The following is a 14,584-nucleotide window of genomic DNA, read 5'->3' on the forward strand; positions in this document are numbered from 1 at the left end:
GCAATGAATCAAAATATTAGATATGCGACTTATGTTTTTGCAATAGCACTGCTCTTTTTTTCTACAAAATCTATGAGTTATGATGCTATTTTTAATATTACAGGGCGAGTATCTGCAAACACGTGTTCAGTTCAATCTGCGAAAACATTCAATGTTAATCTTGGTGACAACATAATTGGTTGGAGTGGTTTTGGTTCTGGTATCAATACGAAATCTAAAAAGGTAGATTGGCGGATTGATTTTAACTGCGATAAAGATGCTACCATTTACTTTAATTTTCGGGGAAATAATTCTAGTAGAGATCGTGAATTACTAATGTTGAGTCCTTTGCCTGGAAGTGCTAAAGGGGTCGGAATAAAGACGGAATTGGATTTCGGAACTAGCAGTGTAACCATAGGATTTTATAGCAGTATATTGGCATCATATAGTGGCGTTGAAGGAAAAAGAACACTTATACTTAGATCGTATTATGTACAAACAGATAGTGTAGTTACTCCTGGTATCGCGAATGCTTCGATGGATATAGAAGTGACCTATCAATAAATAATAGATATTGAATAAACTAAAGCGCCATTAATATGATGACGCTTTAGTCTTATGTTAAGCCACTTGCACGGGTACCGCTTTTGCCACACGACTCATGACGTTATTTTCATCAAAGTAAGCGACTTTAGGCTTATGAAGGCGAGCATCTTCATCTTCAATCTGTACATAAGAACAAATAATAAGTTTATCCCCAACAGCGGCACGACGTGCAGCCGCGCCATTCACAGAGATAATCTTCGAACCTCGTTCACCTGAAATCGCGTAAGTTGAAAAGCGTTCCCCGTTATCAACGTTATAAATATCAATCGCTTCGTATTCAAGGATACCGGCTGCATCCATGAAGTCTTGATCAATAGCACAGGAGCCCTCGTAGTGTAAGTCAGCCTGAGTAACAGTGACGCGGTGTAGTTTTCCTTGCAACATTCTTCTTAACATTTTTTCTTCCTCATTCGGCCCACAGCGTTGTTGACGTTCTCCCTCCCTAGTCTTAATCTCCTAGAGATTCGTTTATTGAACGCCTAGCTGTAAACTCTGTAATTGCAGTGTGTTGTTTTATTGTTATAAGTACTTTGTTTTTATGCAATATCGACGGGAAGGTCAACTTGCAAATTGTCAATTAGTCGAGTCTGCCCTAACCATGCTGCCATCAGGATGACGGCTCGTTTACTCGACCCATTAAGGGGTAACAAGGTTTCTGCATCACGAATAAATAGCTCATCTGGTGTAAAACCAGCTTGGCGTAAAGACTCTTCCATTTCATTGACAAGGTCATTTGCAATGCTAGGGGTTTCTGCTAATTTTTGCCCGGCTTGTAACATAATTTGATAAAGCTGAGGGGCTATTTTTTGCTCTTCAGCAGATAAATTATTATTGCGAGAACTTAAGGCTAGCCCATTTTTTGCTCTAACTGTTGGAATACTGATGATTTGGGTATCGAATGATAAATCATTAACTAATTTACGAATCAATTGTAATTGCTGATAATCTTTTTTACCAAACAGCGCAATATCAGGTTGTACTAAGTTGAACAGCTTAGTAATAACAGTTGCGACACCACGGAAATGCCCCGGACGACTTGCGCCTTCTAGTATCGTTGATAGTTCAGGGACTTCAACATATGTCTGCTTTTCCATCCCGTCAGGGTAAAATTCGAGAGGAGAAGGTGCAAAAACTAAATTGATACCAAGACGTTTTAATTTCTCACAGTCTTCTTGCAACGTTCGCGGGTAATTTGCTAAATCAGACTGCCTATCAAATTGCATTGGGTTAACAAAGATACTGGCAATAACAATATCAGCTTGCTGTTTAGCTTGGTCAATGAGTGTTAAGTGACCATCATGCAAATTGCCCATTGTTGGCACAAGTGCAATACGTTTGCCTTCTTGTTTCCAGCGACGGATTTCACGGCGTAGTATAAGTGCCGTTTCAACGATAAGCATACGTGTGTTCCTTATGGTTTTTTGTAGTCAATTAGGAAAAGGAGTGAGCTTCACTTGGGTAAATCCCATCTTCCACTTCTTGAATATACATGCGGATAGCATCATTGATATTACCCGCTTGCGCTAAAAAGTTTTTAGCGAATTTTGGTGGGCGGGCTGTAATACCAAGTGCATCATGCATAACGAGAATCTGACCATCAGTTTCATTTCCTGCGCCAATACCAATAACGGGGAGCAGTAATTCTTCAGTGATATGACTCGCTAATGAAGTAGGAACACATTCAAGTACTAATAATTGCATTCCTGCATTTTCGAGGGCGATTGCATCTTTCAAGACTTGATTAGCAGTCACTTCATCACGCCCTTGGACTTTATAGCCCCCGAGTATATTGACGGCTTGTGGTGTTAAACCAAGATGGCCACAAACAGGAACGGAGCGTTCACATAGCATTTTTACGGTGTCACACAACCAACTGCCGCCTTCAATTTTTACCATATTGGCGCCTGCTTGCATTAAAATAGCGGCATTTGCACAAGCTTGTTCTGGTGTGGCGTAGCTCATAAAAGGCATATCAGCGATGATAAAGGCGTTTGGAGCCCCTTTACGAACACAACGTGTGTGATAAGCAATTTGTTCAACGGTAACGGGTAATGTGGAAGACTCGCCCTGAATAGTCATGCCAAGTGAATCGCCAACGAGCATGACTTGAATTCCTTGCTCATAAAATAATTGAGCAAAACTAGCATCATAGGCTGTCATGGTTGCGAACTTGCGTTTGTCTTGTTTAAACTGACATAAATCAGCCAGAGAAATTGGTTTCATTATAATAACCTCCGGAAATGATCTCCTTGCGACCATACCTCATAAGAGGTTGCACACTTTAAGGGGTAATGTCCCAAAGCGTCAGGCCATTGCGAGGAACTTGTGTGAGTCTTTCCAAAAGCGTTTCGCCATCAGGAAAAACTAGGGTGGGGGCAATTTCACTGAGCGGATACAACATAAATTCCCGCTCTTTTAGCCCGTAATGTGGAATGGTTAACCGGGGGGTATGGATAACTCGGTTACCAAAAAGCATGATATCAAGGTCAAGAGTGCGAGGACCCCAACGTTCTTCTTTACGCACTCGTCCAAGATCTAATTCGATTTTTTGTGTGTGATCAAGTAGCTCTTCGGGCTCGAGATCTGTTTCTAGTAATACAGCCAGATTGAGAAAATCTGGCTGATCCTGTGGCCCTAAAGGCTTAGTTCGATAAATAGAAGAGATTGAAACGACACGACTGTTAGGAATCGCATCTAATGCTGCAATAGCTTGCTGAGCCTGTTGTAGTGGCTTACCAAGGTTACTTCCTACAGCAATATAGACTTGTTCCATGGTACTCTCTCTATGTATTACTATGACTTATTAGGCTTGCGAGCCCCAGCGTTTGATGAGCGTTGTGGGCGGTGACGCCGACGCGTTGGCATATTGCCTAATTCGGAAATCATCTCACGCTGCTTGCTATTATTAGCTTGTTGGAAATCCGCCCACCACAATGTTAATTCTTGTAGTTCATTCCGGTTTTCGACATTGGCTCTTAGTTCTAATAAATCAAACGCAGCACGGAATTTAGGGTGCTCCATTAGTTTATTTGCACGGCGGCCTTGACGACGAGGTAATCGAAGTTGTAATAACCAAATATCACGCATTGTGGTTGTGATACGTTTCGGTATTGCAATCGACCGACATTGTTCGTCTAAAATGTCATTCATGGCCAGCGCAAAGGCATCATAATAAGCCAATCCGCCCTCCTGAGTAAGCTTTTCAGCATGCTCGGTTACGGGGTACCATAACATAACCGCAAATAAAAAAGCAGGGTTAACGCGTTTATCATTTTTAAGCCTGAAATCGGTATTTTTCAGGACTTGCTCAATGATTTTTTCCATTGGTGAGTCACCGTTTTCAGTGAAACGGCTAGCAACAACAGGGAATAGCTGCTCAAATAAACCATATTTTTTGAGCATCATATAAGTGGTATAACCTTGCCCAGCTTGTAGCAACTTAAGTGATTCTTCAAACAGCCTTGCCGACGGTATCTCTTTTAATAAATGAGCGAGTGAATAAATAGGATCTGCGGTTTTTGGCTCGATACTCATATTGAGTTTGCATGCGAAGCGTACCGCTCTTAGCATCCTAACTGGGTCTTCACGGTAACGGGTTTCAGGGTCGCCAATTAAGCGAATAACCCCATCCTTTAAGTCTTTTAACCCATTAACGTAGTCACGTACGGAGAAATCATCAATATTGTAATAGAGACTATTCACTGTGAAGTCACGACGAATCGCATCTTCTTCAATAGAGCCGAAGATATTATCACGCAGCAACATGCCGTTTTGTGCTTGAGAAGACAGGTTTTTATCTTCTGAAGCATTTTGGTCATGATTCCCCCGGAACGTTGCCACCTCAATAATTTCAGGACCGAACATGATATGAGCCAAACGGAATCGGCGGCCGACTAGGCGACAATTACGAAATAGCTTACGAATTTGTTCCGGTGTTGCATTGGTGGTGATATCGAAGTCTTTAGGTTTTTGACCTAAAAGTAAATCGCGAACCCCTCCGCCGACTAAATAGGCTTCAAAGCCACTTTTATTTAATCGATAGAGGACTTTTAGAGCATTATCACTAATATCACTACGGGAAATAGAGTGCTCCGCACGGGGAATAACAGTAATGTTTTCGTCGTTAACGGTTGTCATTATGGTGTGTTTCTCAGGCGTAGGGTCGGCACGTTGAGATTGACGAACCGTTTTTTTAATAGGCGCTGTTTTATGAGTTTGCTTAGTGTTCTGTTCTTTTGATGCAGTTTGCGCATCAGCAGAATGAGTGACTGGCCTTTTACCGGCTGCCTGAGTATCTCGTAAAATGTCACGATGCTGTGATGCATCTTCATCTGATGCATTTGTATTGCGAGATAAAATATTACGGCAGAAATTTGCTACACGGTTAAAAATAGTACACCTCGATGTGATTACCAATATTCATTAAACAAAATAAGCGGCTAATCATAGCTCACAGAAGTTTCTTTGAGAATGGTTAAACGCATAAAAGTCATGTCTAATCATTAATTTTACCAATAAAATTAACTCAAAAAATAGCATAATTTATTTTTGCTTTCGTAAGATATGACCTGCAATGCCTTATTTTAAGCTATTTTAGGGCGTTAGGTTATTTGTTTTTTTTAATCATTGGCCAAAAAAATGGCTAATTTTAAGCCCTCTAAAATTTTAGGTGTAATGGATGAGTATTATTTAGTATTAATGATAATACTAAATTTAGATAAAACAGCAAGATAGCTTAAAAATACCATAAAAATGCAGGGGGTAACCAATATAAACCATGACTAACGGGGAGGAGAATGCTGGGAGAGCAAGTTTTCACGGTGACAAAACCTTATAACGGCGCACGTAATATGCGCCGTTTAGGACTCCATCTGAGCTATTAGCCTGCCATTTGCTTTTCGCGAATTTCAGCTAATGTTTTACAGTCGATACATAAATCAGCAGTAGGACGGGCTTCCAAACGGCGGATACCAATTTCTACGCCACATGATTCACAAAAGCCAAAGTCATCATCTTCAACTTTTTTCAGGGTTTTTTCTATTTTCTTGATCAGTTTACGCTCACGATCCCGGTTACGTAATTCAAGGCTGAACTCCTCTTCCTGAGCGGCTCTATCAACGGGGTCTGGAAAGTTAGCTGCCTCATCTTGCATATGAGTAACAGTCCGGTCCACTTCATCTCTGAGTTGATTGCGCCATGCTTCGAGAATGAGCTTAAAATGCGCCAACTGGGCCTCGTTCATGTACTCTTCGCCAGCTTTTTCATGATAGGGTTCAACCCCAGCAATGGCGAGAATGCTTAAGGACGATGTCTTACGTTTTTGCCCTTCTTGCATAATGCTTCTCCTACACACGCAAATTTTACAAAAACCCCAAAGGGGAAAAATTAAGGTCGCTATAAATAGCAGAAGAGAGCTCTCTTGGCAATCGTTCCTGCAATGAGTTTTGTAATGCTGTGAGGGCGAGCGTGTTTATTCCCTTTCTAGCGCCCAGAACTCAGCGGCCTCGTATAAAAATTGGTTAAAAAAACTTTATTTAATAGAGTTAAAGCAAATCTGCTTCCCTAACGCCATTTGTTGAACAGTTATATCAGCTTGATAACAAAGTACTTCAACACCACTTTGCCGTGCCTCCTCTAATAACTGCGCATATTTTTTATCAATATGTGCAGCCGCAGATGCTACGTGAATACCTGTGTGTAAAGCAACAAACAATAGTATGGCTCTTTTTCCTTCTTTAGCAATCTGTGATAGCTCGCGTAAATGTTTTTGCCCTCTTAGCGTGACGGTATCAGGGAAAAAACCGTGGCCATTTTCAAGTAAAGTTACTGATTTAACTTCAATAAAGCAATCTGGTAATTCACTGTTTGAGAGAAAAAAGTCAATTCGGCTATTTTCTGAACCATATTTCATTTCTGGCTTTATTATGCTGTACTCGGATAATTCTGGAATGTGTTTTTCGGCTAAAGCTTGAGCAACTAATTGGTTCGCACGCAGCGTATTAATACAAATAAAATCGCCATTAGCTGTTTGGGTAAGTTCCCAGCTGTAGGGATATTTACGTTTTGGGTTATCAGATGTGGAATACCAAATAGTATCACCCGGTGTCGCACAGCCAGTCATTGCGCCGGTGTTAGCACAATGAATAGTGATTTCTTCACCATTAGGCAGGGTGACATCAGCCAAAAAGCGTTTATAGCGCTTAATTAGCGTGGCCGATTTTAAACAAGGATTAAACTCCATATATTCTCCGCTGTCATACGAGGTGAGTTGTCAATACACTGATTTTAATATGATTGAAAGTGGCTAATGCTACAATGTCTGATAGTAAAAGTTAAATGCATGGAGTGATAACCAAAGTGTTCCCCATATTAGACGTCAGAGAATCACTAATTACCGCATTAAAATCATCCCCTCAAGTGCTATTACATGCACCGACGGGAGCCGGTAAATCCACCGTTTTGCCATTGGAAATCTTAAAAAGCGGGGTGGTTAATGGGCGGATTATTATGTTGGAACCTAGGCGTCTTGCGGCTAGAGCAGTTGCCGCGCGTTTAGCGGAGCAACTTGGGGAAGAAATTGGCCATACCATTGGTTTACGTATGCGTTCAGAAACTAAAGTTAGTCGTGATACTCAGTTAGAAATCGTAACGGAAGGCGTCTTAACACGGCTATTACAAAATGACCCTATGCTTGAAGGGGTTGGGTTGGTGATTTTAGATGAATTTCATGAACGCAACTTACAAGCAGACCTTGGCCTTGCATTATTACTTGATTCACAACAAGCTCTACGGGATGACCTGCGGGTGTTATTGATGTCTGCTACCCTTGATAACCAAGGGCTCTCCCAGTTGTTCCCTAATGCTCCAGTGATCACTTCACAAGGACGCAGTTTCCCCGTTATTCGTGAATATCATCCCATAAATCCTAATAAATTATTTCATAAAGAAGTCGCGGCGGCAGCATGGCTGTTTTTGCAGCAAGAGAAAGGGTCACTATTATTATTTCTCCCGGGCGTGGGGGAAATAGAAAAAGTAAGAGCTGAATTAGCTTCGATAGTGAGTGAGGACATACTTTTGTGTCCTTTATATGGGGCTTTACCTCTTAAAGCACAGCAGCAAGCAATCCAAATAGCCCCCGAAGGGAAACGTAAAGTTGTGCTAGCGACTAATATTGCGGAGACCAGCTTAACTATAGAAGGTATTCGCTTAGTGATGGATAGCGGCCTGGAGCGAGTAGGGCAGTTTAACCCTCGTTCAGGGATAACAAAATTAGTTAAGCAACGCATTAGCCAAGCATCAATGACACAGCGAGCTGGACGAGCGGGGCGCTTAGAAGCTGGGGTATGTTGGCATCTATTTAGTGAAGAGCAAGCGGAGCGTGCGGCTCAATTTAGTGAAGCACAAATCAACCAAAGTGACCTCAGTGGGCTATGGCTTTCTTTACTACAGTGGGGCTGCCATGATGTGACACAATTATCATGGCTCACCTTACCCCCAGCCCCCGCGATTGGGGCGGCAAAAAATCTACTTGCTAAACTTGGCGCGATTGATGCACAAGGGAAACTGTCTATCATGGGACAGAAGATGGCAGAACTAGGTAGCTCAGTACGTACTGCCGCGATATTGTATAAAGCACAAGTCGCTAAAGATGAGTCAGTTTTGCAATTAGCCGCATTATTAGTGGCTATTATTGAAGAGCCGCCAAGAGGTGGTGAGTGCGACTTACGTTATTACTTAGACCGGCCAAGCGAAAGCTGGTGCCGGCGTGCGACCATTTTAAGTGGGCGAAAAGTTAACGCGAGTATAGGGCAGCAAACCGCACTGATAAGTAAGTGGTTACCAACCTTATTAGCAGCCGGTTTTCCCGACCAAATAGCAAAAACGAGGGACAATCAATTGCGTTATCAGTTATCCAGTGGGCTTGGAGCATCGCTACACGAAACGGATAGGCTATTGGGAACTTCTTGGTTAATCGTGCCATTGTTGTGGCAACCAGAAAATAGCGCAGATGCACGAGTGGCACTTGCGTACCCCATTGATATACAAGAATTGCAAAAAGATTGTACTGAATTATTTAATGAGCAAGAAACCGTTGAATGGGATGAGCAAAAAGGGACATTGCTAGCATGGAAGCGCTTGCAGTGCGGCCAGTTAGTGGTGAAATCAGAACGCATGAGTAACCCAGATAAAGCTGATATCAGTAAAGCGTTGGTTTATTGGCTAAAACAAAATGGGCTGCAACAATTGAATTGGCAAGAGGATGCGTTGCAACTGTGTATTCGTTGTACGTTAGCACAGCAATATTTCCCTGAGTTTGAATTACCATCCTTTGATGAAAGTACATTGTTATCAACATTAGATGAATGGCTTGAGCCTTATCTTATTGAGGTAACCAATAAACAAAAGTTGCAGCAAATTAATTTAGCAGAATTGCTAATAAACCGGTTAGATTGGCAACAACAGCAGTGGCTAGCGAACATGTTCCCTACAACTTACCGCGCACCTTCTTCACATGATGTGAGTATTCACTATGCATTGGATAAGCCGCCTGTCATAGAAATTCGTATGCAAGAAATGTATGGTGAGAAAACGAATCCAACTGTTGCGCAAGGGAAAATGACGTTAACGGTTTGTTTGCTTTCCCCTGCGATGCGCCCATTACAAATTACACAAGATCTCGGCGCATTTTGGCATGGAAGCTACAAAGAAATACAAAAAGAAATGAAAGGCCGCTACCCAAAACATTTATGGCCCGATGACCCAGCAAATACAGCACCAACGCGGCAAACAAAAAAAGCGATGATGGGTGCGAAATAAACTATTTTTATGCTCTAATAGCAGGTTCATAAAAATGGCTTATCCCTGCTTAATGTGAGTAAGGAAATGTAATTAAGAGCTTTCTTTGGTGAAATCTCTAAGGTTATGAGCCAAAATTAACCACTAAGCTATTCAAATAGTAAATGATTATGTTGTTAAGTTATTTTGTAAGGTGATATGGAGCGACCATGTCAGGTAAAGATTTTGAACCAATAGGCAGACGCAACAAAAAATCTGCTGGGAAAAAACAATCTTCATCCCGCCGTCGCAGAGACCGCGATGATTATGACGATGAAGATTTATTCGAAAATGATGATATTGACCAACAATATCTCGATGATGAAGACGAAGAAGAGCAAATGGCTAAAAAAGGCTCGAAAAATAACAAACCACGTAAAGTGAAAAGCAAATGGCGTTGGTTCTGGCTGTTAGTCAAACTAATGATTGTGTTTGCTGTTTTATTAGCAGCATACGGTTTTTATTTAAATCAACAAATTAAAGAACGTCTCGATGGTAAGGTGTGGGATTTACCTGCGGCAGTATATGGCAGGATGGTTAACCTTGAACCGGGAATGGACTATAGCCAAGCTGAAATGGTTCGCCTGCTCGAAGGTATGCAATACCGAAAAGTGAGTAAAATCACCACCTCCGGCGAATTTGTGGTTCGCGGTAATAGCATTGAAATTTTACGCCGTCCTTTTAATTTCCCTGACCAAAAAGAAGGGCAAATATTAGCGCGTATGGTGTTTGAAAATAATGGGTTAAGTAAAATTGAAAATATGGAAAATGGCCGTTCATTTGGCTTTTTCCGATTAGACCCTAAACTGATCACGATGATGCAATCGGCGAATAATGAACAACGTTTAGTATTGCCATTGTCTGATTTCCCCGAATCGTTGGTCAAAATTTTACTGGAAACCGAAGATCGCAACTTCTATGAGCACGATGGGGTCAGTTTATACTCTATTGGCCGTGCTGTTGTTGCCAACTTAACGGCTGGGCGTTCGGTTCAGGGGGGCAGTACCCTGACGCAGCAGTTAGTAAAAAACTTATTTTTAACTAATGAACGCACATTAAAACGTAAAGCCAATGAAGCTTACATGGCTATTTTGCTGGATTATAACTACAGCAAAGAACGTATTTTAGAGCTGTATCTAAACGAAGTGTTCTTAGGCCAAAATGGTAATGATGAAATTCGTGGCTTCCCGCTAGCAAGTTTGTATTATTTCGGTCGCCCAATTAATGAGTTAAGTTTTGACCAGCAGGCACTGTTAGTGGGTATGGTACAAGGGGCATCAACTTATAACCCATGGACTAAGCCACAAAATGCAATTAAACGCCGTAACATTGTGTTGAAAATCTTGGAAACACGTGGCGTAATCGACCAAGAAATGTACCAAGTGCTCAGTGCAAGGCCTCTTGGCGTGAAAAATAAAGAAGGGTTGGTGGCTTCTCAGCCTGCCTTTATGCAAATGGTACGTTTAGAGTTAAATCAAAAACTGGGTGATCAAGTTAAAGAGTTATCCGGTGCAAAAATCTTTACAACCTTAGACCCTGTCGCTCAAACGGCTGCGGAAAATGCGGTGGAAAATGGAGTCGCTGATTTACGTAAGGCTCGTAAGTTAGACGATATCGAAGGCGCAATGGTGGTCGTTGACCGTATTAATGGTGAAGTTCGTGCCATGGTTGGTGGCTCTCAACCTCAGTTTTCTGGCTTCAATCGAGCATTGAATGCACGCCGTAGTATTGGTTCGTTAGCGAAACCTCCTGTTTACCTTGCTGCACTGAGTGAGCCTGATCGCTATCGTTTAAATACATGGTTAAAAGATGAACCACTCACTGTTAAGGTGGGTAATCAAAATTGGAGCCCAAGGAATTATAGCCGTAATTTTAATGGACGTATGATGTTAGTCGATGCACTTGCTCGCTCACAGAATATCCCAACAGTAAACTTAGGGTTGGAAGTTGGTCTAGATCAGGTATTTAATACCTTTGTACGTCTAGGAGCCCCAGCTGCAGCAATGGAAAAAGTGCCTGCGATGCTACTAGGGGCGGTAAATTTGACGCCAGCTGAAGTCGCACAAGTTTATCAAACCATTGGCGGCGGCGGTAATCGCGCTAAATTATCTGCGCTGCGTTCAGTGATTGATGGTGATGGTAAAGAGATTTATCAAAGCTATCCATCTGCAGAGCGTGCTGTACCTTCACAAGCTGCCTACTTAGCGTTATACGGTATGCAACAAGTGGTTAAGCAAGGGACTGGCCGTGTATTATTGTCTAAATATGGCAAATATAACTTAGCAGGTAAAACAGGGACAACTAACGATTTGCGCGATAGCTGGTATGCCGGCATTGACGGTAAGGAAGTCGCGATTGTATGGGTAGGTCGTGATAACAATGGCCCTACGCAATTAACAGGCGCAACAGGAGCACTGAAGGTATATCAACGTTATCTTGATAATCAAACACCTTTGGCATTAATCAATCGTGCCCCAGAAGGGGTTGTAGATATGCAAGTGACTGCCGATGGGCAATTAAGCTGTTCAAATTTTGGTGGGGGTAGAATGCTACCAATCTGGACGGATAACCCCGATGCTTTATGCCAAGCATCAGAAAACCAAGACCCAGTTTGGAACCTAAATGGCAATAACGATCAGACACAAAATGATGCACCGGATTGGGTTAAGGATATGTTTGGCAATAATCCCTAAATTCTCGTCATACTTCAACCTGTAGCGTTGTTGGTTGCACTCGCTAGACCTAGTCACATACTATTGTATGCTCCTAGGTTCTAGCTCACTTACCGCCTAGCTACAGGCTGAATTATTTAGAGAATTGCCGCGTAACGTTTCACTTTTTAGCGTTGTTGGCTGTATTCACTAGATTTAGCCCCACACGGTTGTATACCTTAAGTTCTAGTTCACTTACCGCCTAGCTACAGGCTGAATTATTTAGAGAATTGCCGCGTAACGTTTCACTTTTTAGCGTTGTTGGCTGTATTCACTAGATTTAGCCCCACACGGTTGTATACCTTAAGTTCTAGCTCACTTACCGCCTAGCTACAGGCTGAATTATTTAGAGAATTGCCGCGTAACGTTTCACTTTTTAGCGTTGTTGGCTGTATTCACTAGATTTAGCCCCACACGGTTGTATACCTTAAGTTCTAGCTCACTTACCGCCTAGCTACAGGCTGAATTATTTAGAGAATTGCCGCGTAACGTTTCACTTTTTAGCGTTGTTGGCTGTATTCACTAGATTTAGCCCCACACGGTTGTATACCTTAAGTTCTAGCTCACTTACCGCCTAGCTACAGGCTGAATTATTTAGAGAATTGCCGCGTAACGTTTCACTTTTTAGCGTTGTTGGCTGTATTCACTAGATTTAGCCCCACACGGTTGTATACCTTAAGTTCTAGCTCACTTACCGCCTAGCTACAGGCTGAATTATTTAGAGAATTGCCGCGTAACGTTTCACTTTTTAGCGTTGTTGGCTGTATTCACTAGATTTAGCCCCACACAGTTGTATACCTTAAGTTCTAGCTCACTTACCGCCTAGCTACAGGCTGAATTATTTAGAGAATTACTAAGTACAGTTTGAGTTATTGCGTGAGGATATAGTTATCTATCGTTAACTATAAGAAGAATAGAGGTGAAAGTGGAGATAGCTTCACCTCTATAATGTTAGTGTAAATTAATTGTTTTTAATTTTCATCAGTGCAGTTTCGGCGGCTTTGATCGTTTTTTCAATGTCTTCATCACTGTGAGCGATAGACATAAAACCAGCTTCAAAAGCCGAAGGTGCAAGGTAAATGCCTTGTTCTAACATATAATGGAAGAATTTCTTAAACCGTTCTACATCGCACTTCATCACGTCTTGGTAGCAAGTTACAGTCGGTGCATCAGTAAAGAAAACCCCAAACATACCGCCCACATGGTTGATTACCATCGGGATACCTTGTTCTTGGGATACGCGTTTTAAACCACGGGCTAATTTTTCTGTTAGCTCATTTAAACGTGAGTGGACGCCTGGCTGAGCGACTTCTTTTAAGCAAGCGAGACCCGCTGCCATCGCGACAGGGTTACCCGATAATGTACCAGCTTGGTAAACAGGGCCAATTGGCGCGAGTTTTTCCATGATCTCAAGTCGGCCACCAAACGCGCCAACAGGCATACCGCCACCGATAATTTTACCTAAACAAGTTAAGTCAGGTTGAACATCGTAATAGTCTTGTGCGCCGCCCAGAGCTACGCGAAAGCCTGTCATGACTTCATCAATGATTAATACAGCATTGAATTCATCACAAAGCTCACGTAAACCCGGTAAAAACTCAGCAGTAGGAGGGACGCAGTTCATATTGCCAGCAACAGGTTCAACAATCACACAAGCAATATCTTCAGGGTAGTTTTCAAATGCTTGGCGAACTGAGGCAAGATCGTTATAAGTACAGGTTAAGGTGTGTTTAACAAAATCTTCAGGGACTCCTGGAGAATTCGGCTCCCCCATAGTGAGTGCCCCTGACCCTGCTTTTACTAATAAGCAGTCTGCATGGCCGTGGTAACAACCTTCAAATTTGATAATTTTATCACGTCCAGTGTAGCCCCGAGCAAGGCGGATAGCGCTCATGGTAGCTTCTGTTCCTGAATTCACCATACGTACCATATCCATAGAGGGCACTAGTTCACAGACGAGTTCAGCCATTTCAACTTCCGCTGCGGTTGGCGCTCCAAAACTTAAACCTTTATGCACAGCTTTAATTACTGCATCACGAATAACTGGGTGATTATGCCCTAAGACCATCGGCCCCCATGAGCCAACGTAATCCACATAGGCTTTGCCATCGACGTCATAAATATATGAACCGTCAGCCTTTTCTATAAACAAAGGGGTTCCGCCAACACCATTAAAGGCACGAACTGGTGAGTTTACACCACCAGGAATTTGTTCTTTTGCTAGTGCATAAAGTTTTTCAGATTGCGACATGGCAGGGCTCCAAAAAGAGGCTAAATAGAAATTTGCCTCCATTCTAAAGCACTGTCTCAATTAAACCAAATGTTGATCCTAAGATATGCACAATGTGTCTAATTGTGTAACAACACTTGAACGATTTAGTCAAGTGGCGGATAATTAGATTAATTGATCTGGGGCGGCTTTTGCTTCCCATGAATTTACCGGTTACCGGTTT

The 14,584-nt window shown here is 42.2% G+C and carries 11 protein-coding genes; 3 read left to right on the forward strand and 8 right to left on the reverse strand.

Translation table 11 applies throughout. The annotated features are described in order from the left end of the window. Window positions 1-3 precede the first annotated feature (3 nt). Window positions 4-543 carry a fimbrial protein gene (locus ACIPUA_RS16440; protein ID WP_449059878.1) on the forward strand — a complete coding sequence of 180 codons (540 nt, stop codon included), beginning with the start codon at window positions 4-6 and terminating at the stop codon, window positions 541-543. A 57-nt stretch (window positions 544-600) separates the two neighbouring features. Here the strand turns inward: ACIPUA_RS16440 and panD are convergent, their stop codons facing one another. The 7 genes from panD to sfsA form a co-directional block, all read right to left on the reverse strand. Continuing rightward, on the reverse strand, window positions 601-981 hold the full coding sequence (gene panD, locus ACIPUA_RS16445; protein WP_042848200.1) for an aspartate 1-decarboxylase: 381 nt from the start codon (window positions 979-981) through the stop codon (window positions 601-603). 140 nt (window positions 982-1,121) lie between these two features. Further along, the gene (panC, locus tag ACIPUA_RS16450; protein ID WP_048608094.1) at window positions 1,122-1,985 is read right to left on the reverse strand and encodes a pantoate--beta-alanine ligase; all 864 of its coding nucleotides are present in this window, start codon (window positions 1,983-1,985) and stop codon (window positions 1,122-1,124) included. Window positions 1,986-2,016: 31 nt separating this feature from the next. Further along, window positions 2,017-2,808 carry a 3-methyl-2-oxobutanoate hydroxymethyltransferase gene (panB, locus tag ACIPUA_RS16455; protein WP_042848196.1) on the reverse strand — a complete coding sequence of 264 codons (792 nt, stop codon included), beginning with the start codon at window positions 2,806-2,808 and terminating at the stop codon, window positions 2,017-2,019. Between the two features lie 58 nt (window positions 2,809-2,866). After that, entirely contained in the window at window positions 2,867-3,358 is a 492-nt protein-coding gene (gene folK / locus ACIPUA_RS16460; protein WP_042848194.1) for a 2-amino-4-hydroxy-6-hydroxymethyldihydropteridine diphosphokinase, read from the reverse strand. Between the two features lie 20 nt (window positions 3,359-3,378). Beyond that, window positions 3,379-4,722, reverse strand: a complete 1,344-nt coding sequence (gene pcnB / locus ACIPUA_RS16465; RefSeq protein ID WP_206074972.1) for a polynucleotide adenylyltransferase PcnB — start codon at window positions 4,720-4,722, stop codon at window positions 3,379-3,381. 742 nt (window positions 4,723-5,464) lie between these two features. Beyond that, entirely contained in the window at window positions 5,465-5,920 is a 456-nt protein-coding gene (gene dksA, locus ACIPUA_RS16470) for an RNA polymerase-binding protein DksA (protein ID WP_042848193.1), read from the reverse strand. Window positions 5,921-6,115: 195 nt separating this feature from the next. Further along, window positions 6,116-6,826, reverse strand: coding sequence for a DNA/RNA nuclease SfsA (gene sfsA / locus ACIPUA_RS16475; protein ID WP_071548538.1), 711 nt, complete (start codon window positions 6,824-6,826; stop codon window positions 6,116-6,118). 116 nt (window positions 6,827-6,942) lie between these two features. On the opposite strand from sfsA, the gene hrpB reads away from it, so the two are divergent. Together hrpB and mrcB are read left to right on the forward strand one after the other, a co-directional pair. Then, complete coding sequence (hrpB, locus tag ACIPUA_RS16480; RefSeq protein ID WP_181468702.1) at window positions 6,943-9,402, forward strand: ATP-dependent helicase HrpB; 2,460 nt, start codon at window positions 6,943-6,945, stop codon at window positions 9,400-9,402. A gap of 188 nt (window positions 9,403-9,590) precedes the next feature. Continuing rightward, window positions 9,591-12,113 (forward strand): bifunctional glycosyl transferase/transpeptidase, encoded by a 2,523-nt coding sequence (mrcB, locus tag ACIPUA_RS16485; RefSeq protein ID WP_042848190.1) that lies wholly within the window; start codon window positions 9,591-9,593, stop codon window positions 12,111-12,113. 979 nt (window positions 12,114-13,092) lie between these two features. Here mrcB and hemL read toward each other — a convergent pair. After that, a complete protein-coding gene (gene hemL, locus ACIPUA_RS16490) occupies window positions 13,093-14,382 on the reverse strand; it encodes a glutamate-1-semialdehyde 2,1-aminomutase (RefSeq protein ID WP_042848260.1) in 1,290 nt (429 codons plus the stop codon). Window positions 14,383-14,584: the final 202 nt, after the last annotated feature.

The sequence above is a fragment of the Providencia sp. AGC89 genome (assembly GCF_053543535.1).

What these genes read in the sequence shown, in the direction of transcription:
- ACIPUA_RS16440 (WP_449059878.1), top strand. Translation starts at nt 4, where the DNA reads ATGAATCAAAATATTAGATATGCGACTTATGTTTTTGCAATAGCACTG.
- panD (WP_042848200.1), bottom strand. Translation starts at nt 981, where the DNA reads ATGTTAAGAAGAATGTTGCAAGGAAAACTACACCGCGTCACTGTTACT.
- panC (WP_048608094.1), bottom strand. Translation starts at nt 1,985, where the DNA reads ATGCTTATCGTTGAAACGGCACTTATACTACGCCGTGAAATCCGTCGC.
- panB (WP_042848196.1), bottom strand. Translation starts at nt 2,808, where the DNA reads ATGAAACCAATTTCTCTGGCTGATTTATGTCAGTTTAAACAAGACAAA.
- folK (WP_042848194.1), bottom strand. Translation starts at nt 3,358, where the DNA reads ATGGAACAAGTCTATATTGCTGTAGGAAGTAACCTTGGTAAGCCACTA.
- pcnB (WP_206074972.1), bottom strand. Translation starts at nt 4,722, where the DNA reads ATGACAACCGTTAACGACGAAAACATTACTGTTATTCCCCGTGCGGAG.
- dksA (WP_042848193.1), bottom strand. Translation starts at nt 5,920, where the DNA reads ATGCAAGAAGGGCAAAAACGTAAGACATCGTCCTTAAGCATTCTCGCC.
- sfsA (WP_071548538.1), bottom strand. Translation starts at nt 6,826, where the DNA reads ATGGAGTTTAATCCTTGTTTAAAATCGGCCACGCTAATTAAGCGCTAT.
- mrcB (WP_042848190.1), top strand. Translation starts at nt 9,591, where the DNA reads ATGTCAGGTAAAGATTTTGAACCAATAGGCAGACGCAACAAAAAATCT.
- hemL (WP_042848260.1), bottom strand. Translation starts at nt 14,382, where the DNA reads ATGTCGCAATCTGAAAAACTTTATGCACTAGCAAAAGAACAAATTCCT.